Origin of the sequence: Nocardia vaccinii NBRC 15922, from assembly GCF_001613305.1 — a bacterium.
Taxonomy (GTDB): domain Bacteria; phylum Actinomycetota; class Actinomycetes; order Mycobacteriales; family Mycobacteriaceae; genus Nocardia; species Nocardia vaccinii.
This window is the reverse complement of the sequence record NZ_BDCC01000061.1, coordinates 14,914-39,208: the sequence shown is the minus strand read 5'-3', so window position 1 is coordinate 39,208 and position 24,295 is coordinate 14,914. Positions and strand designations below refer to the sequence as shown.

Genomic DNA, 24,295 nt, shown 5'->3' with positions numbered 1-24,295 from the left:
CGCCGGACTTTTCAGCGCCATTCGGGGGCGCCCGCGCCGGAGGCGGGGCGCAGCGGAGCGGTGGCGAAATCGGTGAGGCCGTCGGTGGGGGAGATGGTGGCGGTGAAATCGAGTAGGGCGTGGGCTTTTCCGGGGCCGGCTACGATGTGGCGGACGTCGCCGGGGCGATATTCGCCGGTGACGGCGGGGGGTTTGCCGTTGTGGGCGCGAGCGAGCAGGTCGGCGACCTCCCGGATGCTGATGGGGGTGCCCGAGGCGATGTTCAGCGGGACGAAGCCGGGGAGTGGGCGGTGCAGAGCGGCGAGGTTGGCGGCGGCGATATCGCGGACGTGCACGAAATCGCGCATCTGCGCGCCGTCTTCGAAGACCCGTGGTGCCTCACCCGCCTCGAGTGCCGAGCGGAAAATTGCCGCGACTCCTGAATATGGTGTGTCCCTGGGCATATCGTCGCCGTAGACGTTGTGGTACCGCAGCGCGGTGACCATACCGCCGGTCGCCGCGGACCAGGCGCTCGCGTAATTCTCCTGCGCCACTTTGCTGGCCGCGTACAGGCTGCGCGGGCACAGCGGGCTGTCCTCGTCGATCGCGCTCCAGCGCAACGGTTCTCCGGTCAGCGCGTCCAGGTGGTCGAAGCGTCCGCCATCCAGATCGGCGCGCCGACGCGGCGGCGGAACTGCCGGCGTCCCGTCGGCGGTGTGATATCGCCCCTCGCCGTAGACGACCATCGAGGAGGCGAGCACCAGATGCGGCACCCCGGTCTCGGCCATCGCGGCCAGCAGGACCGCGGTGCCGAGATCGTTGTGACTGGCATAGGCCGGCGCGTCGGCGGCGCTGACGCCCGCACCCACCACGGCGGCCTGATGACATACCGCGTCGATACCGCGCAGCAGCGGCGTCAGCGTGTCGGGATCGCGTACGTCGACCCGGTGCACGCCGTCCGGCGGAGCCGCGTCGGCGCCGTGTGCGGCGGCCAGCATGAGATCGGCGGCCACCACCTCGTCACCTGCGGCGGTGAGTGCCTGGCGAATATGGGATCCGATGAAACCGGCCGCGCCGGTGAGCAGTACCCGCATCGCCTCATGCCGGGTTCGGTCGTGTGGAGGTCATCCACCGATCCTGGCCCCCGCGACGCCCCGCAGGCGGGTGACCACGCCGCTCGTAAGGAATTCGTCACAAGCTCTGGACTGCCGGACTGCCGGACTGCCGGATCGGGCGGGGAGGTCGCCGCCGCGTCCACCGGCCGGTATCGGGATGTGACGGCGCGGCCGGTAGGCGTCATCGCCGGTGCCGCCTTCAGGTTCGCGTGGTGAACGTGGCCATCATCGCCATGTCCTCGTGTTCGAGATTGTGGCAGTGCAGCACGTACCGGCCCGGGTAGTCGGTGAACCGAACGGCGATCTCGGCGAGTTCGCTCGCGCCCAGATAGACGGTGTCCTTCCAGCCCGCGTCGGTGGCCAGGGGTGGCCCGCCATTGCGCGAGAGCACCTGGAACTGCTCGAGGTGCAGGTGAATCGGATGATCCAGATCGGTGGACAGTTGCCAGATCTCCAGGTCCCCGAGACGCGGCCGGGCGATCGGCTCGCGCGGATCGTAGGGGTGTCCGTTGATCAGCCAGCCGCTCATCGATCCGGAATCCCCACGGCGGAAATCGAATCGGCGGGTGGTGACCGCCGCTCGCCGGTCCGGTGGCGTGATCTCGTTCAATCGATCGGGAACAGTCGAGGTGTCCGCGATTTGCTCGGTGACCTCGAAACGCATGACGCGCGTGGTGATTCCGTCGCCGAGATCGTTGTGAATCGTCACCCGGTCACCGACCGCGCATCCGGACAGGTCCAGGATCACCTCGTATCGTTCGCCGGGTGCGATCGTCAGCGCGGCCACTCGCTGCGGACGATCCAGCAGCCCGCCGTCGGAGCCGATCTGCACGAAATACCCGTCACCGCGAGGCATTTCGACCCGCAGTCGGTAGACACGGGCATTGGATCCGTTGATCAGCCGCAGCCTGTACCGGGCCGTGCCCACCCGGTGCACCGGCCACGGCACACCGTTCACCAGAATGACATCACCCAGGACGCCGCGGCCGAATTTCCCGGTCACTCCGGGCGTGTGCAGGGCCGTGGGGTCTATCGCCGGGTAGCGGAAGGCCCCGGTCGCATCGAATGCTCGATCGGTGATCAGCAACGGCAGATCCCGTTCGCCCGAGGGGAGTCCCAGCCGCCGCTCGGCCTCGTCGACGACCAGGTGCACCCCGGCCAGCCCGCGCCAGACCGACGCTCCGGTGAAATCCATCCGATGGTCGTGGTACCAGAGCGTCGCGGCGGGCTGCCCGGCCGGATAGATGTAGTCGCGCTCACCGATCATGGTGTGCGCCAGAGGATCCGCGTTCATCATCCGGTCATGTGCGCTCGTCGTATCGACCGGTAGCAGCAGATCGGTCGGATATCCGTCCGATGCCTCGGGCACATGCCCGCCGTGCAGATGGACCACCACCGGGACGGGCAGTTCGTTGCGATGCGAGACCACCGTGCGGCGACTGCGCGAGGACACCAGCAGCGGCCCTGGAAAGGTGCCGTCGTATCCCCAGATGGGGGTCGAATAGCCCGGCAGGATGACGGCGTTCGCGCGCCGCTGAACGATCCGGTGGTAGTCGGTGGTCGCATCACGGCGGATCGGGGTGAGCGCTCGCAGTACCCGCAACGGCAGCGTGAACGGCTCGGGCAAACGGGCCGAGCTGGACAGGTGCAAGCGGTCGGCCGGGGTGTCGGCGGACAATTGCCAGGCCCCGGCCGCCCCGGCGACGCCGACCGCGGCCGCGATCCGGAACAGGGAACGACGCGACAGAACAGCATTCATCGCGCCGCGACCTCGGCTGTGATCGTGGGCTTCATCCAAACCCGGACCGTCACCGCGGCCAGTCCCGCGACGAGTGCGACGCCGAGCGGAACATGCACCGCCAGGATCTCCCGATGCCCCAGCCCGATCTCGACTCCCGTACCGACGGTCATCGCCGCACACTGGAGCGCGCTGCGTCCCGCGGCCTGCCCGGATCTCCATGCCGCGGCGAAACACAGTGTCATGAGCAGCATTCCGGCCGCCATGATCGGACCGTTGAGCGAATGCGCGTCCAGCCCGTCGTAGCTCCCGGCCATCAGACGCCCCGCGAACATCGCCTGAGCGAAGCCGTCCAGGGTGACCAGGGTCGTGATCGCACGTAGCAGCCGCTGCCACCCCCGCGGCGTCACCCCTGCCGCCGTGCGCTGAAAAGCCATGCGGGAACCGAGGTTCGGACCTCGGCGCCGGGGAGCTTGCCCAGCATCGTGGCGGGCCGCAATTCCTCGACGGTCCAGCCCGTCGCGAAACTCTCCCGCAGTTCGGCCTCGGTGATCCGTCGCGGCCCGGGGCCCGGCTCGGCCGCCGAACTGACCGCCAGAATGTGCACGAGTGCGCCCGGCACCGAAACCCGATGCAGCGCTGCGACATAGCGGACTCGATCCGCGTCGCTGAAGGTGTGGAACAGCCCGGAATCGAGGACGCTGTCGAATTGCCCGTCGTAGCCGGACAATTCGCAGGCATCGGCGACGGCGAACTCGGCGTCGATCCCGCGGCGCGCGGCCTTGGCCCGGGCGTGCTCGATGGCCGCCGATGCGCCGTCGATACCGGTCACCCGATGTCCGCACCTGGTCAGGTACAGCACGTTCTCGCCGGTGCCGCACCCGGCATCCAGCACGCGCGGGCCGAACGCGCCCGTGCTTTCCAATTCCTCGACCAGCGGCTGAGCCCGGCCGATATCCCATCCGGCGGCCCGGATGTCGGCTCCGTCGGCTGGTTGAGTCCGGTACAAGGCCTCGAAGTATTCGGCCGGGTCGGTGGACGGTGTGGTCACGATGATCCCCTTGATAGTTCAGATTTCCGAACAGTTCAGAAGTCTGAACTTGTATGCTGGTGCTGTCAAGAGGGACCGGGAGGCGCAGTGGAAGAGGCATCGGCGGAGAGCGCGGATGTGACATCGAGGGTGAGCGCGGAGCAACGACGTCGGCTGACGATGCTCGTGCCCATGGTCTCCGCCTATCTCCGGCGCGCCCGGAACGATATGCCCCCGGTGATCTTGAAGGTGTTCGAGCAGGCGGGACTGGGGCCTCGGCACGGCGCGGTACTGGGCTTCGTGGTGTCCTCGGGGCCGGCGAGTGTGACCGAGGTGGCCCGGCAGTTGGGCCTCGGGCTCACCAACGCCAGCCAGCTCAGCGGGGAGCTCACCCGCGCCGGACTGCTACAGCGGCGGAACGATCCGGCCGATCATCGCCGCACCCTTCTGTCGGCCGCGCCGGAGTACCGCGCGGCCTTCGAGGAATTCCTCGCCCGGCGCAGTGTGGGATTGTTCCGCGCGATGAGTCGGCTCACGCCCGAGGAACAGCACGGCTTCATCGCCGGTCTGCAGGCGTGGGTGGATGAAATCGCCGCGGGGGAGGGGGACCGGGGCGCTCCGCCGCAGCGGAGGGATTAGAGCACGGCCTGGGTCTGAGTGGTCTTGCCGACGAGTGCGCCTGCATCGTCATGGATTTCGGTCTCCACGACGATGAAGCGACGTCCGGCGTGCAGCGGGCGCGCGGTCGCCACCGCGTAGCCGGATCGGATCGCGCGCACGAAGTTCGTCTTCGATTCCACCGTCGTCGTGCCCTGCGCGCCCTCCGGCAGATTCAGGAACGCGGACACCGCCGCGGTGGCATCGGCCAGGGACATCAGCACGCCCCCGTGCAGCACCCCGCCCAGCGTGCACAGATCTTCCTGCCAGGCCAGGCGGCTGCGCACGACCTCGCGTCCGTGTTCGAGCACCTCGACGCCGAGTTTCTCGGTGAACGGCATGGTCGTGTGGAACAGCTGGGTTCCCTCGGTATCGATCATGCCGTGAGCCTGCCGGACCCTGGGCCATGCGTCGATGACCTCGGAGGTAATGGCCGGGCGTCATCGCCCGGCCGGGTCCTCACGATTCCCGGCGCGCACCGTCCGAGGGCACCGCGACGAAGGTGCGCGGCCGCGCGAAATCCTCCTTGCGGAAACGGGTTTCGATACCGGCCACCGTCGCGTCGAGCCGGTCGGTGTCGACCAGGGCGATGATGCTGCCGCCGAATCCGCCGCCGACCATGCGCGCGCCGTGCGCACCCGCCACCAGCGCCGCCTCGACCGCGGCGTCCAGTTGCGGTGTGGAGATCTCGAAATCGTCCCGCAGCGAGGCGTGTCCGGCGGTCAGGATCGGTCCGATCTCGCGCGGATCACGGCCGCTGTGCAGCATCCGCACCACCTCGAGCACCCGGGCGTTCTCCGAGACGATGTGCCGGGCCCGGCGCCGCGGCGCGTCCGCGGTGATCCGCTCGACGTCGGCGATATCGGTGATCTCGCGCAACGAGCGCACCCCGAGCGCGGCCGCGGCCTCCTCGCATTCCCGGCGGCGCTGGGCGTAGCCGCCACCGGCGTGCTGATGCGGGGTGTTGGTGTCCGCGACCAGCAGCGCCAGACCGGCCGCGGCCAGGTCGAACGGCACCTGGTCGTGCTCGCCGCGGCCGAAGTCCAGGAACAGCGCGTGCCCGGCCGTGCACAACACCGACGCGGACTGATCGAGGGTGCCGGTGGCCGCGCCGACGTACGAGTTCTCCGCGGCCCGGCCGATATCGATCAACTCGGCATCGGTGATCGGCAGATCGAACAGATCGCGCAGCGCGATCGCCACCGCACACTCCACCGCCGCCGAAGAGGACAGGCCCGCACCGACCGGTACCGCGCCGTCGAGTTCGAGCCGCACGCCCGGAATCGGATATCCGCGCCGGACGTACTCGTGGACGACGCCGAGGGGATAACGCGCCCAGCCCGTCACGCTCGAATCCGCGAGCCCGGCGATCGGCTCGCCGATCATCTCCCCGGAATGCTGACGCGACGAAACCGTCACCCGCGCATCGTATTCGGCCTTCGCGGTACACCGCACCACATGCGGCAGCGCGATCGGCAGCGCATAGCCATCGTTGTAATCGGTGTGCTCGCCGATGATGTTGACGCGCCCGGGAGCGACCCAGACACCGCGCTCCACGGCACTCACGATGTGGCGACCTCCCGCAACTCGGCCGCGACCGTCTCGGGGGTGGTGTCACTGATGAAGACGTTCATACCGGACTCGGATCCGGCCAGATACTTGAGTTTGCCCGCGGCGCGGCGGATCGAGAACAGTTGCATGTTCAGCCACCAATCATCGCGGGGGACACCGGTTCTCGGAGTCGGGGCCTGATTCCAGGCGGCGACGTACGGCATCGGGGTGTCGAAGCGGCGCGCGAAGCGGCCGAGCACGTCCAGGTACAGCACGGCAAACGCCTCGCGCTGGGCGTCGTCGAGGTCGGGGATGTCGGCCACCCGGCGGTGCGGATACAGCTGCACCTCATAGGGCCAGCGGGCGAACGGCGGCACGAAGGCGGTCCACTCCTCGTTGGCCGCGACCACTCGCAGTCCGGCGCTGCGCTCGGCGGTGATCAGTTCGCCGAACAGGTTGCCGCCGTGTGCTTTCCGGTACTTCGCGACGTTGCCGGAGATCTTCGCCACGCGCGGCGTGACGAACGGGTAGGCGTAGATCTGCCCGTGCGGATGCGACAGCGTGACCCCGATCTCCGCACCGTGATTCTCGAAGCAGAACACCTGGCCGACGCCGTCCGATTCGGCCAGTTCGGCCGTGCGATGCGCCCACACGTCGACCACCATGCGCGCGCGTGCGGGGTCCAGCCGATCGAAGGAGGAGTCGTGAACGCTGGTGAAGCACACCACTTCACAGCGTCCGTACCCCTCGCGCAGCGCGGTGAGCGGCGAACCCTCGACAGCATCCGGCCACTCGGCGTGATCGGTGGACAGTGCGGGGAAACGATTCTCGAAAACCACTATCTCGTAATCGGATTCGGGGATCTCGGTGGCCCGGTCCGGGGTCGACGGGCACAGCGGACACAGATCCGCCGGAGGCAGGAAGGTGCGGCTCTGGCGATGCGAGGCGAGCACCACCCATTCGCCCAGCAGCGGATCGAATCGCGCCTGCGAATGGGTGGTGGTCCGCGGCAGCTCGCGGGTGTCGGTGGCGGTGCGGTTCACCGGGTCCTGATCGAAGTAGAGGATCTCGCGGCCATCGGCGAGGCGACGGCGGGTGGTGATCACCGGCGGGCCCGCTGCGGTGTGAACATCTGGTCAGGTACGAGCGCCATGCCAACCTCCGATCGAGACAGGTGAGAGTCGGACCGGACAGTACACGGGAAGCGTGTGAGCGCTCACATCAGGGCGGTGCGAAAACGTCCGGCAAAGCGCCGGAGACGTTCTCGCCGAAGGTCAGTATTCGCTGCCGAACAGGCCGCCGGGACCGTAGGAGCCGGTGTTCGGCGGCGGGGGAACCATCACCCAGCCGCCGCAGCCGGTCGCTTTGAACGCGACGTCGGTCGACTTGATCATCACCCGGACCGGCCGCTGGTGGGTGAGGTCGCTGGCGACGATGTACTGGTTCGGATCACTGTGATCGTTCGGAGCGGGAATCTTCCACAGCCGCTCCCAGAAACACGCGTGCGCGGGATCGGCCGGTCCGGCCGACTGGTAGATACCGGGGGTGATGTCCACGCCCACGCGATAGAGCCCGTCGCCGGGCATGGATTTGGCCGGAGCGGCGCCGGCCGTCCCCGACGCGAGCAGTGTGGCCGTCGAAGCCATGGCCCCGGCGATCGCAAGCGTGCTGGCACGCACGGTGGTCCTCCTCGAACTGATCTGTGCCGCCGCCATTCGGCGGCGCGGCGGGCGTTCCCCGCACCTTCCCGGGGTGTTTATCAGAGTCGCGCGGGTGAATTGATCGAATCGCGGAAATTTGTGGTGTCGCACGACTACGCACCCGTATCGTTCGCCTCGATCGAACTTGCCCCGACCGCCGAAGGGGTGACGCGGATCGTGCTGGTTTGCCCGCGGCTCCCCGGTGAGGAGAAACCATGTCCCGGAACGATCCGATCGCGAACCCGCTCGACCGCCGCACGGCCCTGGCCGGTGCCGGTGTCGCCGCGGCCGCGCTGAGCCTTGCCGCCGCCTGTAGTTCGGACGATTCGTCCTCCGCGGAAAAGTCCTCGGCGGCCTCCACCGCCCCCGGTGGTCAGGGCGTCGCACCACTGACCAGCACTTCGGACGTTCCCGTCGGCGGCGGGGTGATCGTCGGCGACACCGTCGTGACCCAGCCGGTCGCGGGCACCTTCTCCGGCTTCTCCACGACCTGTACCCATGCTGGTTGCAAGGTCAACAAGGTCGCCAACGGCGTGATCGAATGTCCTTGTCACGGAAGCGCCTTCCATCTCGACGGCACTGTCGCCCACGGCCCCGCCGCCCGCCCGCTGGATTCGCATCCGGTGAAGGTGCAGGGAGGCAATATCGTGCGCGCCTGAGATCGTGCGCGCCCTAGGCGCGACCGCCCCCAATTATCGGATGCCGAAATGTTGCGGAATGCTGTGAAAGGGGGGTGAAAGGCGACAGTGAACCGGAATGTCGCTATGCTCCCCCGTAACAACCGCAACAGCAGTAACAGCTAGGGCGGTACGCCGCCCCGGCTGTGCTCATTGGCACCGCGAGACCGGTACCAGCACGGGACTTGGAGGGCGTTGTGTTCTCTCGTCAGCTGTTCTATCGCAAGCCGAAATTCATCAGGGCAGGTCTGTGCCTTGTCGTCACGACTGTCGCCGCCGGTGCGGGACTCGTGCCGACAGCCTCGGGCGCCCCTGCCGCGCCCGCGCAGGCGCCGTCCAACATGTCGACCAAACTAGCAGGTAAGACGGTATTTCTCGATCCCGGGCACCAGGGATCCGGGCAGAATCTCGCCCGCCCGGTCAACAATGGCTACGGCGGCACCAAGGAATGTCAGACCACCGGGATGACGGCCCTGGACGGCACGCCCGAGCACACCATCAACTGGAAGGTTGCCGGCCTCGTCAAGCAGTCGCTCGAAGTGCTGGGCGCGCGGGTGGTGCTGAGCCGTCAGGACGACACCGGATGGGGCGGCTGCGTCGACGAGCGGGCCGCGGCGGCCAATCGTTCGGGCGCCGATGTCGCGATCAGCATCCACGCCGACAGCGCACCCGCGCAGGAGCACGGCTTCCACCTGATCATCCCGAAGCTGCCGGTCCCGGATGCCAAGGCCGCGCAGGTGCAGGCCACCGCCGGACTGGCCGCCAGCAAATCGGTGCGCGACGCCTACAAGCGGGCCGGGTTCACGGCGGCGAGCTATGCCGGGGCCGTCGACGGACTGCAGACCCGCTCCGATATCGCCGGGCCCGCGTTGACCGAGGTGCCGGATGTGTTCATCGAGATGGGCAACGGCGCCAACAAGAATGACGCGGCGCAGCTGGTCTCCAACGAGGGGCAGATCAAACACGCGATCGCCATCACGACCGGGCTGGTGACCTATCTGCTCGGGTCCGTGCCCAGCGGATCGGCCGCAGCCGTCCCGGTTCCGCAGCCGAGTGCGGCTCCGCAGCCGAGTGCGGCTCCGGCGGCGAACGACGGTAACGCTCCGCAGAACGCCGCTCCCGCAGTCAATTCCACACCCACGGCCACGACACCGGCTGTGCCGCAACAGAGCACGCCCGATGCGTACACCCCGGGGACCACCCAGCCGCAGGCCACCTCCGGTACCGCGCCGCAGTACCAGAACACACCCGGCGCGACCCCCCAGGCGAGCACCGATCCGGGCACCGGAACACAGCCCGGTACAACCAATTCCGCCGATCCGAACTCCACGGTGAGAACATTGGTCACCTGGGCCGCCCAATTGCTCGCACCGCTGGCCACCTCCCTGGGCCTGGGCGACGTGGCGAATTCGGAATTGATCAACCTCGCCACCACCCTGGTGTCGACCTTGCTCGGCGTCGCGGGCAACGCGGCCACAACCTTCACCAAATAGTTCCGCGATCCACCCGCGCCCTGTCGTACGTCTCGTGCGGCAGGGCGCTTTTCAGCCGACCGCGCCCGCGGCGAGTGCGGCACGCCAACCGCCGTATTCGCTGATGTCCTTGCCCGAAAGGGCGGCAGCGCCGTCACATCCGAAGGCGGTGTGCCAGGTGCCGTCGTCGAGTTCCACCGCGCCCAGTTGCATGGGGGCGGGCAACCGGGCGAGGAAGCGGCCGAGCGCGGCAGGGGAGAGCCGCCAGCGCTCCCCGGCCACGGCGACTCCCGCGATATCGTCCGGCCGACGGGTCACGGCGGGTTTCGGGGGGTCGGTGTCCAGAACGGCCAGCCGGTACCGCGGCGCGGTGCGCACCGCCCCCATCCACCGCGCCCCCATGTCGGTGAGCTGATGCGCCAGTGGCTGGTCGCGCAGATGGGCGCCGAAGACGATCAGCTCGTGCGCGGGGGCGGTGCGCAGTGGCCAGCTCGTCTCCGGGGCAGGCCGGGATTCGTTGTCGCCGTGCGGAATCCGGGCGGCGATATCGAGAGCGACCGCATCCTCGAAGGGCCTGGCCAATACGGTGACGCCGAACTGGGCTCCGCCCGCGGTCCCGGCGGGCACCGCGACCGCGCACAGGTCGAACAGATTGCAGAAGTTCGTGTAGATCCCGATCCGGGAATTGACGCCGATCGGATCGGCGGCGACCTCCGCGATCGTCGGCTGTGCGGGGGCCGTGGGGGTGAGCAGCACGTCCGCGCCGGCCAGGCTCGCCAGCGCGCGAGCGCGCAACTGTTGCAGCGCGGCCAGATCCGATACCAGCCGGTGAGCCGGCACGTCGCGGGCCGCACGGATGATCGAGCGGACCGTGGGGTCGACCGCATCGGGTCGCGCATCGACGAATTCGCCTACCGCGGCATATCGTTCGGCGACCAGCGCGCCGTCGTACAGCAGCCGGGCCGCGGTCAGGAAAGGCTCCGCATCCACCGTGACGATCCGCGCGCCGGAGTCCCGCAATCCCCGCACCGTCCGTTCGAAGGCCGCGTGCCACAGCGGATCCAGATCGGGCAGTGCGTCGAATACCGCTACCACGGGTTGCTGCGGTGCGGCGAACCGCACGTCGGCGGGCCAGGCGCGATCACCCGCATGCGCCGCGAGCACGCCCATGGCCCGATTCGCCAGGTACAGGTCGGCGGCGAAGATCGTCACGCAATCGTAGGACCGGCAGGCCGGGACCACGCCCTGGGTCGACACCGTCCCGACGGTCGGTTTGATACCGACGATTCCCTGGAACGCCGCAGGCACCCGACCCGAGCCAGCGGTATCGGTGCCGATGGCGATATCGGCCTCGCCGCTCGCGACCGCTATCGCGGAACCCGAACTCGAACCGCCCGAGACGAATTCGGGCCGCCGCAGGTCCCGGACCGCGCCGTAGGGGGATCGCGTGCCGACCAGCCCGGTCGCGAACTGGTCCAGATTCGTCTTGCCCACCACGACCGCTCCGGCCGCGCGCAGGGCCGCGACCGCCGGTGCATCCCGCTCGGGGGTGTAGGCGAACTCCGGACACCCTGCGGTCGTGGGCATTCCGGCGACGTCGACGTTGTCCTTCACGGCCACCCGCAGCCCGGCGAGCTCGCCCCGGGCGCTCGCGAGCCGCGCGGCGATCGACTCCTGGGGCGGTCGATGAATCCACACGGTCATGGTCTGATCTCCTCGTGTGCGGACCTTGCGGTCGGCACGTCGCTGTCGGCGCGGAACATGCTGTGGCCCAGAGTCATCGCGTGGACTCGGCGAGTTCGCCTGCCGCACGCCAGGATTGGCGCTCGGCAGCGAAGGCGTGCTGCTGCCGGGTGCGGAACTCCTCGATCGAGGCGGCGTTGGCGGCCAGGAAGCGACGGTGGTCCGCCAGCCGGAATTCGCCGTTCTGTGCCCGCAGCTCACCACGTCCGGCGGCGAATTCCGCGCGCAGGTCCACCAGTTCGTCGGCCTCGACGGAATACCATCGAATGCGGTCGAAATACCGTAGCAGCCAAGGTGATTCGCCATCGGTGGAATGGTGACGCCATACCTGAGTGGTCCGCCCGACGAACTGGTAGCCGCCCGGCCCTTCCATACCGTAGACGCACAGATACGCGCCGCCGATGCCGACCGCGTTCTGCGGCGTCCAGGTGCGGGCCGGATTGTATTTCGTGGTGACGAGCCGATGCCGAGGATCGGTCGGGGTGGCCACAGGCGCACCGAGATACACATCACCCAGGCCGAGGACCAGATATTCCGCGGCGAATACGGTGTCGAAAACCTCACGCACGGTGGCGAGTCCGTTCATTCTGCGGATGAATTCGATATTCCACGGGCACCAGGGCGCGTCCGCGCGGACGCCGTGCATGTAGCGGGTGATCGCCTCCCGGGTGGCCGGATCGTCCCACGACAGCGGCAGATGCACGGTTCGGCTGGGTACCACGAGTTCGTCGGCGGCCGGTAGGAGCGATTCCACTTCGCGCAGCAGCGTGAGCAGTTTCGCGGTCGGCAGCCGGTCGGGATCGAAGCGGATCTGCAGTGAGCGCACGCCCGGTGTCAGCTCGGTGATGCTCGGCTCACCACGCTCGCGCAGATGTTCGTACAGTGCGTGCACACGCGCCCGGAGCCCGAGATCCAGTGCCATGTCGCCATATTCGACGAGTACGCCGTCCTCGCCCGCCCTGCGATAGGTGACCGTGGTGGTGTCGTCGGCGTCGGTGCGGGCCAGGACGCCGTCATCGCCGTCTCGGGCGGTCGAGCGGACGAACGGCCAGCCCGCGCGTCGCGCCGGGCCGAGAACGTGCGGTGAGGCGACTCGATCGGCTCGCACCGGAACGAACCGGACGGTGTCGCCCGGGGCGAGCTGACCGAGCTTCCACCGGTCCGCGGCCGTCACGGTGATCGGGCAGACGAACCCGCCCAGGCTCGGTCCGTCCGGTCCGAGCAGGATCGGGGTGTCGCCGGTGAAGTCCAGTGCGCCCACCGAATACGCGGTGTCATGGATATTGGACGGATGCAGTCCGGCCTCGCCGCCGTCGGCGCGGGCCCATTGCGGTTTGGGGCCGACGAGTCGTACGCCGGTTCGATCCGAGTTGAAATGCACCTGATAGTCGGAGCCGAGGATGGCGTCGATGTCGTTGCGCGTGAAGAACTCCGGCGCCCCGTGCGGGCCCTCGGTAACGGCCAGTTCCCAGCGTCGTGACAGCATCGGACGATCGTCGGCGGGCACTGCGGACCCGGGTGCGCCGGTGGCCGGGCCGAGGGCCAACCGGTCTCCGGTACGCAGTGCCGCCCCGGTGTTCCCGCCGAATCCGCCGAGGGTGAAAGTCGCCGCACTGCCGAGGTATCCGGGAATCGCGAGCCCGCCCGCGAACAGGATGTAACTGCGCATGCCGGGCCCTGTCATCGCGCCCACGTCCAGCACACCGCCCGCCGGCACCCGCACCGTGCGCCACTGCGGCACCGGTACCCCGTCCACGGTCACCACCGCGGGCGCTCCGGTCACACAGACAAGTGTGGGCCGCTCGAATCGCAGTGCCGGGCCGCTCAGCGTGCATTCGATTCCCGCCGCACCCTCGGCGTTGCCGAGAGCCCGATTCCCCAGCCGGAACGACAGATCGTCCATCGGCCCCGACGGCGGCACTCCCACATGCCAGAAACCCACCCGCCCCGGCCAATCCTGCACGGTCGTCAGCATTCCCGGCCGCAGCACCCGGATATCGCAAGGCGTTGTCGTCGATTCGTCCGCCGGCAATGCGCCGACCTCTCCCGCCGCGCCGTCCGCCGATACGGCGTCCTCAGCTGCTCGTGCCTCGCCGAGTGAGGTGCTCGCGGCGGTCGACGTGGGCGCGATCGCATCGGCGGGCCCGGAGTCGCCCGCGCGGGGCGCGGGTTTGCCATTGCCGTTGATGCTCGCCCGGGTTTCGTTGTCGAAGAACGTATTCCGGGTTGGAGAGTCGGCCGTGTCATCGGTGCCGGGTGCTGCCGCGGGGGTGGTGATCGCGGTGCGTTCGGGTGAGCGGTCTCCGGTGGTTTCGGCCGAGTGCGGGGGCGTGCCGAGGGGGCGCCTGCGGGGCGCGGCCGCACGTGCGATCGGTGCGAGGGGCGGTGCGGTGTCGGTCATTGCTCGTACCTCCTGGGCGAATGCGGCTGTGCTGCGGTGAATTCGGGAACTCGCCACTCGCTCAGCGTGAGACGACCATGCGCACGGGGGTGGGGTCGAATCCGTTGCAGGGGTTGTTGATCTGCGGGCAGTTGGAGATCAGGACGAGGGTGTCGATCTCGGCCCGCAGGGACAGGCTCTTGCCGGGGGCCGATCGGCCGTCGACGATCCCCAGCGTGCCGTCGGCCTCCACCGGGACGTTCATGAACCAGTTGATGTTCGAGACCAGATCCCGTTTGCCCAGGCCCCATTTCATGCCCTCGGCCAGGAAGTTCTCGACGCAGGCGTGCTGGTGGCGGGTGTGCTGGCCGTAACGCAGGGTGTTGGACTCCTGGGAGCAGGCCCCGGCGACGGTGTCGTGATTGCCGACCTCGTCGGCGATCACGGTCATCAGGGCGGTGCCGGTGTCGGTGCGCAGGACGCTGCCGGTGGTGAGGAAGATGTTGCGCTGCGCGGTGATCGTGGCCTGAGCGCTGTACCGGTCGGCGTGATCGGCGGCCGAGTACAGCAGACAGTCGACGGCCTGATTGCCGTGCAGGTCGATGATGTCCAGCCGGGATCCGGCGGGGACGACGGCGGACCAGGGACTGCGTGCGGGCACGGTCTGATCGAGCGTCACGGTGTGTGCCGAGGTGGTCATCTGCGGGATCCGTTCCGGGAGGCGGGGTTTCGGTCGACGGTTGGCGCGGCGTTCAGGCCGGGGCGTGCGCGGCGCGCCATGCCTGTTCGGTGTTCTGCACGGCTCGCTGGTATTCGGGCTCCCCGCCCGGGATGCGGGCGAGATCCTCGGCGGCGTGCCAGGCGACGACGTCCAGTTCGGTGGGCGGGGTCGGGTCGAGGGGATGCTCGGCGTCGGCGATCAGGAGCGTGACGGGCAGATGCGTGATCAGGTCGACCGCGCACCCCGCCCCGGCGCCGCCGGTCGGTACGAGTCCGCCGTCCGGGCCGACCCGCACGCCACGGAACAGCGACACTGTCGGTCCGATATCGCGTGGCCCCAGCCCATGTTTGGCGGCGGCGAGCAGCAGCGACCGGCGCGCGGTGGGCCCCGGGCCGCACAGCGCGTCGTGCCGCTGGGACGAGTCGGCGACGAGCGTGGCCAGGACGCGTCCCTGATCCGAGAGCAGCGGATGGCCGAGCCCCAGATACGCCTGCCACGGCACCTTCACCGTATCCGCGACATTGAGCCGTTCCCAGGGGGATTCGGCGCGCAGCAGCATGATGTGCGCGCACGCCGCACCCGCGGGATCGGACAGCCGGATCCGGGTGCCGCGGCCCAGCACGAGATTCGCGTATCCGCCCGCCGGAATTCGTTGGGCGAAGCAGATTTTCGCGGCGTCGACGGCCGCGGGCAGCTCCGGCCCGGTGATGCTCGCGGCCGCCGCCTGCGAGCGAGCGTGCGCCCGTGCCCCGGTGGTGGATGCGGTGCTGGTCATGGTGTGTCCTTTCGATGTCGTGCGGCGGTGACGGCCCTGCTGATCGCCGCCGCGATCAGCAGGGCCAGGGCCGGGCGGCCCAGATATCCCGGATGGGCGGCGGCCGTGCGCTCGCCGGCCCGGCGAGTCACGCGGGTTGCACCGCGGGCGCGGCAGCGCGAGCGGGCGCGGCAGCGAGTCGGTGCACCACCACTCCGACGGCGATCGTCAGCAGTACGAAAAGTGGTGCGGCCCAGAGCATCCACCAGCTGCCGCCGTTGGGCGTATAGACCGCCGGGCGGGGCCAGGCCAGATTCACTGCCATCGCGACGCCCCAGATCACGGCCAGCACGTTCACCGGAATTCCCCAGCGCCCCAGGGAGAACAGGCCGTCCTGGTTGCGGACCGGACCGCGCAGCCGCCGGATCAGCAACGGAACTGTCACCAGCAGGTAGGCCAGGTACAGCATGACGATGCAGACGCTGGCCAGGGTCGCGAAGATCGCCGCGTTGCCGAGATTCAGCACCAGCAGTGCGACGGCGAGCGCGCCGATCACCACCGATGGCAACACCGGTGTGCCGAAGCGGGGATGCACCATTGCCAGGCGCCGCGCGAACGGCAGTCGCCCGTCGCGGGCCATCGAGAACATCAGACGGGACCCCGCGGTCTGGATCGCCAAGGTGCACACCGAGATCGCGATGGCCACACAGCACAGCAGCACCTTGCCCGCCGGGCTGTCCAGGGTCGCGGAGATGACGTATGCCAGGCCGTCGGTCGACAGTTTGCCGTCGGTGAGACTCGGTGCGGCCATGAGCGCGCCGAGCAGCATGAGCCCGCCCCCCACTGCCGAGACCCCCAGCGCGGACAGAATCGTGCGCGGCGCGACCCGCCGCGGATTGCGGGTCTCCTCGGAAAGTTCACCTGCGGAATCGAATCCGACCATCACATAGGCGGCCATCAACGCGGACACCAGGAATGCGGCCCAATACCCGCCGGGTGCGGCGGTGCTGTGTTCCAGCACGACGTGCGGTCCGCGACGAGTGTGGGTGAGGAACAGCGCGATCGTGGCGAGAACCCCGATGATCTCGACCGTCACGCCGATCGTGTTGATCCGCGCCATCAATTCGATGCCGACCACATTGACCACCGTGGTCAACGCCAACAGGATGCTGCCGAGCAGAACCGCGTTCGCCGCACCGGATTTCGAGGTCAGCGCGGTATCGTGGCCGACAAGCTGGAATCCGCTCCAGATCGACGGCAGCACCACCTGCAGGGCGATCGCGGCCGCCGCGGCGGTGACGATCTGAGCGATGATCATCATCCAGCCCGCGAACCAGCCCACCACCTCGCCCGCCAGCCGTCGCGACCACTGGTAGATACAACCCGAGATCGGATATCGCGCGGCGAGTTCGGCGAAGTTCAGCGCTACCAGGAACTGCCCGGCGAAAACGATCGGCCAGGTCCAGAAGAAGGCTCCGCCGCCGAATCCGTACCCGAATCCGAAGAACTGGAAAATGGTGGTGAGGATGGATACGAAGGAGAATCCGGCCGCGAACGAGGCGTAGCGGCCGAGCTTGCGATGCAGGACTGGCCGGTAGCCGAACGCCTCGAGGTCGGCGCTGTCGGATGGGGGTACGGACAAGGTGGTGGCCATGGGCGGGGTTCCTTCGGCGTCGTGGCCAATATCTATCGACTGATAGTTTTCCGAGTCCGATCGCGCGGCCGGTGACGGCGATGTATCCAGTCCGCTACCGCCGGTAACTTTTGTGTTGCCTGAATTTCTGTCAAATGACAGAAATCTCTCCGCCCAGGTGACGGGCCTGCGAGCGGGGTGATGGTCCAGAATGGCAGGTGTGACGCAATCCGGACCCGGCCGTCCCCGCCTCGAGGCCCGGCGACGCCGGGGCTCGACCCCGCGCGCGGAAATCCTCGACGCGGCCGCCGAACTGTTCACCACGCGGGGGTACGCGAGCACTTCGACTCGCGCCATCGCCGATGCCGTCGGCATCCGGCAGGCCTCGCTCTATCACCATTTCGGGGCCAAGGACGACATCCTCGACGCGCTGCTGTCCGAAACGATCTCCGCGCCACTGGATCTGGCGGCGCTGCTGGACACCACGCCGGAACCCCCGGAGGTGCGCCTCTATGCCCTGGCCTGGTTCGATGTGCGGCAACTGTGCGCGACGCGCTGGAATCTCGGTGCGCTGTATCTACTGCCCGAACTGCGCTCGGAGCGTTTCGCGCAATTCCGGCTGCGCCGTGCCGAATTGCGCGGACAGTACGAGCGTCTCGCCGCCGACGTGGCCACCGGCTCCGCGGCCGATGCGCACACGCTGCCGTTCCGCTTGGTGGAGAGCGTGATCAACATCCGGTCCGATCGGGGGGCCGCACCGGGCGAGGCGGATCATCTGATCCCCGACACGGTGCTGCGCATGCTCGGCCGGCACCGCGACCCGGCACCGGTCCGCGCCGCCGCCGCCGAACTGCTGGACCGCCTCGCCATATGACGGCGGGGTCGATCCTTCCTCGCGTGGATCCGATCTCGGCTCGAGCGTCAGTGCTCGGCATCGCTGAGTTCGCGCGGGACGTGCCGCCAGACGCCGAGCAGAGCTTGGTCATCCAGCGGTTCGGGTGCGTCGTGGACGGTTTCCCGGAGGGCGACCGTGGTCGCCGCGGTGTCCAGGCCGGATCCGATCAGGACCAGATCGGTTCGCCGGGATTCGCCGCGTGACCAGCCGGCCGGTTCGAATACGACGTGCCGCCCGACCATGTGCAGCAGGAACTTTCGCCGATCTTCCGCGACGCCGAATGCGACGTAGCCCTTGGCGCGGAACAGTCCGGCGGGTGGGTCCTCCAGGAGTGCGACGAGTTTGCGCGGATCGAGATCGGTTGTGCTGGTGAACGATACGCTCTGGTAGTCGTCGTGCAGGTGCTGATGGTCGTCGGCCCCGTGGTCGTGGCCGTCCTGCGGTTCGTCGAAAAGTTCGTCGAAACTGAGCTGTTCGGCCACGAGGGAGGCGGACTGTTCGGGCGCCTCGAACAGCAGTGCCGGATCGATCCGGCCGTGGGTGGTCGCGTAGACCGGGACGCCGCGCACCAGCTCGCCGATTTCGCCCCGCAGCAGTTCGAGCTGCCCGGCGGACACCCGGTCGGTCTTGTTCACCACGACCAGGTCCGCCAGCCGCAGATGTGCGGCCAATTCCGGATGCCGGGCGCGGCTGTCCGGGAAATGTTCGGCGTCCACGAGTTCGATCAGCCCGCCGTACCGGATTCGCGGATTGTCGCTGGCGATCACCATCCGGATCAGATTGCGCGGTTCGGCCAGTCCGCTGGCCTCCACCACGATCACGTCGACGCGATTGCTCTGAGCCAGGCGGGTGAACATCTCGTCCAACTCGCCGACGTCCACCGCGCAGCACACACAGCCGTTGCCGAGCGACACCATCGCGTCGACCTGTCCCGCTACCAGCATCGCATCGATGTTGACCGCGCCGAAGTCGTTGACCACCACTCCGATTCGCGCCTGGCGCTGCCGCAGCAGATGGTTCAGCAGTGTCGTCTTCCCGGCCCCGAGGAATCCGGCCACGATCAGTACAGGGATGCGCCGACTCACGCGCCCACCCTACCGAGCCGCGTACGACCTCATCGCCGTGCGCGTACCGGAATCCATTTCCACATCTCCACCAGCGTCCCCTGCCCGAGTTCGGACTCCAGGGTGAGCCCGTCCATCAGGCGGCGCGCGCCGGGCAGGCCCAGACCGAGCCGGCGTCCCGAACCGCCCGCGTGTTCCAGCGCCGCGACGGTATCCGGGATGCCGGGGCCCTGGTCCTGAGCGTGCACCACCAGCGCGCGACGGCCCTGTACGTCGGCGATGGTGAGGCGGATCTCGCCGTGTCCGGCATAGCTGGTGATATTGCGGGCCACCTCGGAGATGGCGGTGGAAATCATGGTGACATCGGTGGGGGAGAAGCCCAGGCCGATGGCGCAGTCCCGCCCGGCCTGGCGCGCGGTGGCGATATCGGCCGCGGCGGCGATGGGGATCGTGAGGGTGCCGCTCGGACCGGGAAATAGGACGAATCGGGCCGCTGGGGCGGAGGAACGCGCGGCGATGGGCACGGATGCCCTTCCTGGAGGCGCGGACTCCCACCAGTGCACGCTGCGCCCCTTTCTCGATCCACCCGCGCGGCCGGGCGATCCGATCCTCTCCCGGACCCGCCACCTGCGGGTGGGAACGCACTTGCCCCTGGATTCGCCGATGGCGAATCATTGAATCCACCCGAGCGGGGCACTCGACAGTAACCGTTGTCGACCGGGTCGGACAGGAATACCGCATATGAGCCGAAGCCCGACACACCAATTCTGCCCTTTCCGCGTGCGGAGCTCAATGTGGTCGGCGCGCGGACTCCGCGAGATGCCTCCCGGTGGCGGGCCGGAAGATCATCGGAACGAGCTCACATCGCGTGCACCTCGGGCAGTACTGCGGCGACCCCGGCCAGCCGTTTCTCGTCCCACGGACCCTGTGGGGCGAGCAGTACGTGGTCGATGCCCAGGGCGGCCAGCTCGCGCATGTGCTCGACGAAGTGCTTCTCGTCACTCGGGTCCAGGTGGGTGCCGATCGTCTTCTCGATCTCGTCGAAGTCGCGCCCGCCCTCGTCGCAGTGCGCACGCAGGACGCCGAGTTTCTGGGTGATGTTGTCGGCATAGCCCGTGCCGGGCATATCGAACAGGCTGCAGGCGTCGCCGTACCGTGCGACCAGTCGCAGCGTCTTGCGCTCGCCGCTGCCCGCGATCAGGATCGGCGGCCGCGGGCGCTGCACCGAATTCGGCGAGTTGAGCGGCCGAGTCAACTCGTAATGCTTTCCGCGGAACGGTGTTTCGTCGCCGTCCCACATCCGGTGGGCGATCTGCAGCGTCTCCTCGAGCATCTCGAACCGCTGTCCCAGCGAGGGGAACGGGATGCCCAATCCGTCGGTCTCGAAGATCCGGTCGAGTGTCCGGGGATCCACCGCGGCTCCCGCGCCGATGCCGAAATACGTTCTGCCGCCGCTGAGTACGTCGAGCGTGGTGAGCGATTTGATCAGCACGCCCGGGTGGCGGTAGGCGACGGAGGTGACCAGGGTACCGAGCTTGATGCGATGCGTGATTCCAGCCAGGAAACCCAGTGCCGCATAGGCTTCCAGCATGGGGGACTCGGGCGGATGGCCGGACAGGCTGATCTGGAAGAAGTGGTCCATCACCCACAGACTGTCGAACCCGGCCTCGTCGGCCTGCTGGGCCAGGTCGGTCACGGTGGATCCGAGGTGGCCTGCGGGAATTGGCCAGGAGAAGTCGGTGATGCCGATGCCAAGTTTCATCGAGGTCCTTCGATAGAGTCGTTAGCCGGGTAACGAACTTATCGTGAGTCGGCTAACGAATTCAATACCCTACGCTGAACGCATCATGACCGCCGCCGACGCCGAAGACTTCCTCACCGTGTACTGGTCCACCAAACGCGCGGTGACGATGGCCGCGATGTCCGCTTACGCGCGGCACGGCGTCTACGAGGGGCAGCAGTTCATCCTGCGCAGCCTGTGGTCGCAGGACGGGCTGACGCCGGGGGAGGTGGCCAAACGGCTCGGCCTGTCCACGCCGACGATCACCCGGGCGACCACCCGGATGGAGGCCGCGGGTCTGCTGCGGCGCGAACCGCACCCCACCGACCGGCGGCTGGTCCGGTTGTATCTGACCGAGCGCGGCCGTGATCTCGAGGCCACCATCGAGGACGAGATGGCCCGGCTCACCGATCGCGCGCTGGACGGATTCGCCGACGCCGAACGCGCGGCCGTGGTGCGGGCGCTGGACCGGATCCGCCGCAACCTCACACCGGACTCGACCGATTCGGCCGAGGGCTGATACGAATTCCGTTCAGCCGCAGGCGTTGACCCATTCGGACAGGCCGTCGGCGAACAGTTGGCGTTTCCAGATCGGGACCTCGTGCTTGATCCGGTCCACCAGATCGGCGCAGGTGGTGAATGCCTCGGCGCGATGGGGTGCGGCGACCGCCACGACAATCGCCGCGTCACCGATGTCCAGTGCGCCGATGCGGTGCGCCGCGGCGACCGGCAGCCCGGTCGAGGTCGCGACCTCGGCGCAGATCCGGTGCAGGAATTTCGCCGCGTCCGGGTGCGCCGAATACTCCAACGACGAAACCGGCTGCCCGCCATCGTGATTGCGCACCTTTCCGGTGAACACCACGACCGCGCCGAATTCGGGTCCGGTGACCGCCCGCTCCACCGCATCGGGCGAGAGCGGTCGATCGCTGATCGCGGCGAGGCGGACGTCGGGTCGCGGATCAGTCATGGCTGCCTCCTCCGGCGACCTGGGCCAGCAGGTGGTCCAGCAGCGGCTCGAGCACGCTGATGCCGTCGCGTACTCCGCCCGGCGACCCGGGCAGGTTGATCACCACGGTGCGGCCGGCCAGCCCGGCGATGCCGCGGCTCAACGCGGCCAGCGGGAACGTCGCGGTTCCCTTCAGGCGGATCTGCTCGGCCACTCCGGGTAGTTCGCGATCCAGAACCGCGAGCGTCGCCTCGGGGGTGGCATCGGTCGGCGAGGCTCCCGTTCCGCCCGTGGTGATCACCAGACCCGGCCGGTCGGCCAGCGCGTCCGCCAGCCCGGCCGCGATGTCGGCGTCGGCGTACACCAGCGGACCGCGCACCGAGAACCCCAGTCCCGCAAGCCAATTCCGCAGCACCGGGCCGGTCTTGTCGACCCGGGTGCCTTTCGCGGCGCCGGTCGAAGCCACGACGACCACCGCTGTCCGGGATCCGGTGGGCTCACGGGATCCGGTGGGCTCAGCGTCGTTTCCGGTTCCGGACGCCGCCTGTCGGTGCTGCACCGCGTGCGCGCTCGTTTCGTGCGCGGGCCGGGTAGGTGCGGTCGCGGCATCCGGCACAACCGTCGAATCCGCCGAGCGTCGCGGCGGTGTGGATTGGGTGGCCGTGGGTGCCGGGGAATCCGCCGAGCCGGACACCGGATGAGCCGAATGCGTGATGGCGCCGGGTGAGGTATGCGTGGACGCCCCCGTCGTGGCCGGCCCATCCGGACGTTCCCAATGTCCGTGCTTGCCGCCGTCTTTCGTGAGCAGCCGGACATTGTCGAGAACGGCGGCGGGGTCGACGGCCTTGACCATGTCGTGCAGGGTCAGTCCGGCCACGGCTACCGCGGTGAGTGCTTCCATCTCGACGCCGGTGGGGCCGGTCGTCTTGGCGGTCGCCTCGATGGTGATGGTGTCGGCGGTGAATCCGAAGCGCACGTCGACCTTGGTCAGGGCCAGCTGATGGCACAGCGGGATGAGTTCGGAGGTCTTCTTGGCGCCGGAGATCCCGGCCAGGCGGGCCGTGGTCAGCACATCGGCCTTGGGCATGTCGTCGGCGCGCACCAGCGTGACCACCTCGGCGGTGGTGCGCAGCTCACCGGCGGCGACGGCGACGCGGGCGGTATCGGCCTTGGCGCTCACATCGACCATGCGCGCGCGGCCCTCCGAATCGACGTGCGAGAGTTCGTGTTCGCTCACAGTTCCCGGACCCTCACGATCGACCCCGCGGCCAGTTCGGTGATCTCGGGAGCGAGATCGATCAGTACGTCGGCATGGGCCATGGCGGCCACCAGATGCGAGCCGGGCCCCGAGACCAGCCGCACTCCGTCGCCGTCCAGACGGCCGCGCAGGAACTGCCGCCGACCGGCGGGGGAGCGCACCGGATCCCGCAGTGCCACATCGCGTGTCGGCACCGGCGGCAGACCCGCGAGTTCGCGCAGAACCGGCCGTGCGAACACCTCGAAGGACACCATGGTGCTGACCGGATTTCCCGGAAAGCTCAGCACGGGAACGTCATCGAAGACCGAAAGCCCCTGCGGACCACCGGGTTGCATCGCGACCGAGCCGAATGCCCCTCCCCGCGTGGACAATACGTCCTTGACGACCTCGAAATCACCCTTGGACACCCCACCGGAGGTGAACACCACGTCCGCGCGCGCGGTCGCGGCCGAAAGACGGTCGCCGAACTCGGCCGGGTCGTCGCGGCTGTGCTCGACCGAGACGACCTCGACCCCGTTCGCGGTCAGCGCCGCGGCGAGTGCGATGCCGTTGGAGTTGTAGATCTGCCCGGGCCCCAGCGAAACTCCCGCGGGCATCAGCTCGTCACCGGTGGTGAGTACCGCGGCGCGCACGCGGCGGAACACCGGCAACCTCGGCAGTCCGACCGCCGCGAGGGCGGCGATGTGCCGGGGACCCAGCGCGGTTCCCGCCGACACCAGCAGTTCCCCGGAACGTACGTCGACACCGGGTTCGCGCACGAAATCCCCGGCCTTGCGGCCGCGTTCGATCGTCACCGTGCGGCCGTCGGTGTGGGTGTCCTCGACCGGCACCACACAGTCCGCGCCGGCGGGGATCGGCGCGCCCGTCATCACCTTCATCGCACCGCCCGGCGGCAGCGGAGCCCGACCGGCCTGTCCGGCGGCGACCACACCCGCCAGCGGCAGAGTGACCGGCGTCACCGAAACCGACGCGGCCCGTACGGCGTAGCCGTCCATCCCGGAATTGCGGAACACCGGCAGGTCCAGCGGGGCGTGCACATCCCGCGCCAGCCGCCGCCCCAACACGTCGGCCATCGCGACGTCCTCGACATCGCGAATCGCCAGCGGACGCAGCAATTCCTCGACTCGGCCGAGGTGTTCATCGACCGAACGGGCCGGGCCGGTGGACGGTCCGGTGCGCCCGCCGCCGCTCATCGGATCGCT

General features: G+C 68.7%; 25 protein-coding genes. 5 read left to right on the top strand and 20 right to left on the bottom strand.

From position 1 onward, the window contains the following. Positions 1-11 precede the first annotated feature (11 nt). The 4 genes from NV1_RS32350 to NV1_RS32335 form a co-directional block, all read right to left on the bottom strand. Positions 12-1,073 carry an NAD-dependent epimerase/dehydratase family protein gene (locus NV1_RS32350; RefSeq protein WP_067900162.1) on the bottom strand — a complete coding sequence of 354 codons (1,062 nt, stop codon included), beginning with the start codon at positions 1,071-1,073 and terminating at the stop codon, positions 12-14. Positions 1,074-1,293: 220 nt separating this feature from the next. Beyond that, entirely contained in the window at positions 1,294-2,853 is a 1,560-nt protein-coding gene (locus NV1_RS32345; RefSeq protein WP_067900160.1) for a multicopper oxidase family protein, read from the bottom strand. Beyond that, positions 2,850-3,269: a hypothetical protein gene (locus NV1_RS32340; RefSeq protein ID WP_218027268.1), complete on the bottom strand. Its 420-nt coding sequence runs from the start codon at positions 3,267-3,269 to the stop codon at positions 2,850-2,852. Before NV1_RS32340 ends, NV1_RS32345 begins: the two co-directional genes overlap by 4 nt. After that, positions 3,239-3,883, bottom strand: a complete 645-nt coding sequence (locus NV1_RS32335) for a class I SAM-dependent methyltransferase (protein ID WP_169813458.1) — start codon at positions 3,881-3,883, stop codon at positions 3,239-3,241. Before NV1_RS32335 ends, NV1_RS32340 begins: the two co-directional genes overlap by 31 nt. Positions 3,884-3,970: 87 nt before the next feature. Here NV1_RS32335 and NV1_RS32330 point away from each other — a divergent pair, with 87 nt between their 5' ends. After that, entirely contained in the window at positions 3,971-4,501 is a 531-nt protein-coding gene (locus tag NV1_RS32330) for a MarR family winged helix-turn-helix transcriptional regulator (protein ID WP_245714037.1), read from the top strand. Here NV1_RS32330 and NV1_RS32325 read toward each other — a convergent pair. The 4 genes from NV1_RS32325 to NV1_RS32310 all read right to left on the bottom strand — a co-directional run bounded on the left by NV1_RS32325 (position 4,498) and on the right by NV1_RS32310 (position 7,749). Continuing rightward, positions 4,498-4,899 carry a PaaI family thioesterase gene (locus tag NV1_RS32325; protein ID WP_067900151.1) on the bottom strand — a complete coding sequence of 134 codons (402 nt, stop codon included), beginning with the start codon at positions 4,897-4,899 and terminating at the stop codon, positions 4,498-4,500. The genes NV1_RS32330 and NV1_RS32325 overlap by 4 nt on opposite strands. A gap of 79 nt (positions 4,900-4,978) precedes the next feature. Then, entirely contained in the window at positions 4,979-6,085 is a 1,107-nt protein-coding gene (gene galK, locus NV1_RS32320; RefSeq protein ID WP_245714036.1) for a galactokinase, read from the bottom strand. Beyond that, positions 6,082-7,176, bottom strand: coding sequence for a galactose-1-phosphate uridylyltransferase (galT, locus tag NV1_RS32315; protein ID WP_067900148.1), 1,095 nt, complete (start codon positions 7,174-7,176; stop codon positions 6,082-6,084). The genes galK and galT overlap by 4 nt, the downstream gene beginning before the upstream one ends. Positions 7,177-7,344: 168 nt before the next feature. Then, positions 7,345-7,749 (bottom strand): Rv1352/Rv1906c domain-containing protein, encoded by a 405-nt coding sequence (locus NV1_RS32310; protein WP_067900351.1) that lies wholly within the window; start codon positions 7,747-7,749, stop codon positions 7,345-7,347. Between the two features lie 236 nt (positions 7,750-7,985). Here NV1_RS32310 and NV1_RS32305 point away from each other — a divergent pair, with 236 nt between their 5' ends. Together NV1_RS32305 and NV1_RS32300 are read left to right on the top strand one after the other, a co-directional pair. Further along, complete coding sequence (locus NV1_RS32305; RefSeq protein WP_067900144.1) at positions 7,986-8,429, top strand: QcrA and Rieske domain-containing protein; 444 nt, start codon at positions 7,986-7,988, stop codon at positions 8,427-8,429. 215 nt (positions 8,430-8,644) lie between these two features. Beyond that, complete coding sequence (locus NV1_RS32300) at positions 8,645-9,940, top strand: N-acetylmuramoyl-L-alanine amidase (RefSeq protein WP_307630679.1); 1,296 nt, start codon at positions 8,645-8,647, stop codon at positions 9,938-9,940. Between the two features lie 51 nt (positions 9,941-9,991). Here NV1_RS32300 and atzF read toward each other — a convergent pair whose 3' ends face one another. The 6 genes from atzF to NV1_RS32275 all read right to left on the bottom strand — a co-directional run bounded on the left by atzF (position 9,992) and on the right by NV1_RS32275 (position 17,171). Then, positions 9,992-11,731: an allophanate hydrolase gene (gene atzF, locus NV1_RS32295; RefSeq protein WP_281181931.1), complete on the bottom strand. Its 1,740-nt coding sequence runs from the start codon at positions 11,729-11,731 to the stop codon at positions 9,992-9,994. Further along, complete coding sequence (locus NV1_RS32290; protein WP_084526071.1) at positions 11,697-14,063, bottom strand: 5-oxoprolinase/urea amidolyase family protein; 2,367 nt, start codon at positions 14,061-14,063, stop codon at positions 11,697-11,699. The genes atzF and NV1_RS32290 overlap by 35 nt, the downstream gene beginning before the upstream one ends. A 61-nt stretch (positions 14,064-14,124) precedes the next feature. Further along, the gene (locus NV1_RS32285; protein WP_067900138.1) at positions 14,125-14,742 is read right to left on the bottom strand and encodes an urea amidolyase associated protein UAAP2; all 618 of its coding nucleotides are present in this window, start codon (positions 14,740-14,742) and stop codon (positions 14,125-14,127) included. 52 nt (positions 14,743-14,794) lie between these two features. Then, on the bottom strand, positions 14,795-15,538 hold the full coding sequence (locus tag NV1_RS32280; protein ID WP_067900135.1) for a DUF1989 domain-containing protein: 744 nt from the start codon (positions 15,536-15,538) through the stop codon (positions 14,795-14,797). Next, entirely contained in the window at positions 15,535-15,669 is a 135-nt protein-coding gene (locus tag NV1_RS46500) for a hypothetical protein (protein WP_281181930.1), read from the bottom strand. Before NV1_RS46500 ends, NV1_RS32280 begins: the two co-directional genes overlap by 4 nt. Continuing rightward, positions 15,666-17,171: an amino acid permease gene (locus NV1_RS32275; protein WP_067900132.1), complete on the bottom strand. Its 1,506-nt coding sequence runs from the start codon at positions 17,169-17,171 to the stop codon at positions 15,666-15,668. Before NV1_RS32275 ends, NV1_RS46500 begins: the two co-directional genes overlap by 4 nt. Before the next feature lie 199 nt (positions 17,172-17,370). Between NV1_RS32275 and NV1_RS32270 the strand changes: the two genes are divergently transcribed. Continuing rightward, on the top strand, positions 17,371-18,024 hold the full coding sequence (locus NV1_RS32270) for a TetR/AcrR family transcriptional regulator (RefSeq protein WP_157117506.1): 654 nt from the start codon (positions 17,371-17,373) through the stop codon (positions 18,022-18,024). Between the two features lie 47 nt (positions 18,025-18,071). Here the strand turns inward: NV1_RS32270 and NV1_RS32265 are convergent, their stop codons facing one another. The 3 genes from NV1_RS32265 to NV1_RS32255 all read right to left on the bottom strand — a co-directional run bounded on the left by NV1_RS32265 (position 18,072) and on the right by NV1_RS32255 (position 20,871). Continuing rightward, complete coding sequence (locus tag NV1_RS32265; RefSeq protein WP_067900127.1) at positions 18,072-19,130, bottom strand: CobW family GTP-binding protein; 1,059 nt, start codon at positions 19,128-19,130, stop codon at positions 18,072-18,074. A gap of 29 nt (positions 19,131-19,159) precedes the next feature. After that, positions 19,160-19,558 (bottom strand): ATP-binding protein, encoded by a 399-nt coding sequence (locus tag NV1_RS32260; RefSeq protein ID WP_067900341.1) that lies wholly within the window; start codon positions 19,556-19,558, stop codon positions 19,160-19,162. Between the two features lie 410 nt (positions 19,559-19,968). Further along, positions 19,969-20,871, bottom strand: a complete 903-nt coding sequence (locus NV1_RS32255; protein WP_067900126.1) for an LLM class F420-dependent oxidoreductase — start codon at positions 20,869-20,871, stop codon at positions 19,969-19,971. Between the two features lie 85 nt (positions 20,872-20,956). Between NV1_RS32255 and NV1_RS32250 the strand changes: the two genes are divergently transcribed. Further along, entirely contained in the window at positions 20,957-21,409 is a 453-nt protein-coding gene (locus NV1_RS32250; protein WP_067900122.1) for a MarR family winged helix-turn-helix transcriptional regulator, read from the top strand. Between the two features lie 12 nt (positions 21,410-21,421). On the opposite strand, the gene NV1_RS32245 is transcribed toward NV1_RS32250, so the two are convergent. The 3 genes from NV1_RS32245 to NV1_RS32230 are packed head-to-tail and all read right to left on the bottom strand — an operon-like array spanning position 21,422 to position 24,286. Next, positions 21,422-21,856: a molybdenum cofactor biosynthesis protein MoaE gene (locus tag NV1_RS32245; protein WP_067900120.1), complete on the bottom strand. Its 435-nt coding sequence runs from the start codon at positions 21,854-21,856 to the stop codon at positions 21,422-21,424. Continuing rightward, positions 21,849-23,024: a bifunctional molybdenum cofactor biosynthesis protein MoaC/MoaB gene (gene moaCB, locus NV1_RS42680; protein ID WP_084526099.1), complete on the bottom strand. Its 1,176-nt coding sequence runs from the start codon at positions 23,022-23,024 to the stop codon at positions 21,849-21,851. Before moaCB ends, NV1_RS32245 begins: the two co-directional genes overlap by 8 nt. Positions 23,025-23,068: 44 nt before the next feature. Next, positions 23,069-24,286 carry a molybdopterin molybdotransferase MoeA gene (locus NV1_RS32230; RefSeq protein WP_067900337.1) on the bottom strand — a complete coding sequence of 406 codons (1,218 nt, stop codon included), beginning with the start codon at positions 24,284-24,286 and terminating at the stop codon, positions 23,069-23,071. Between the last annotated feature and the right edge of the window lie 9 nt (positions 24,287-24,295).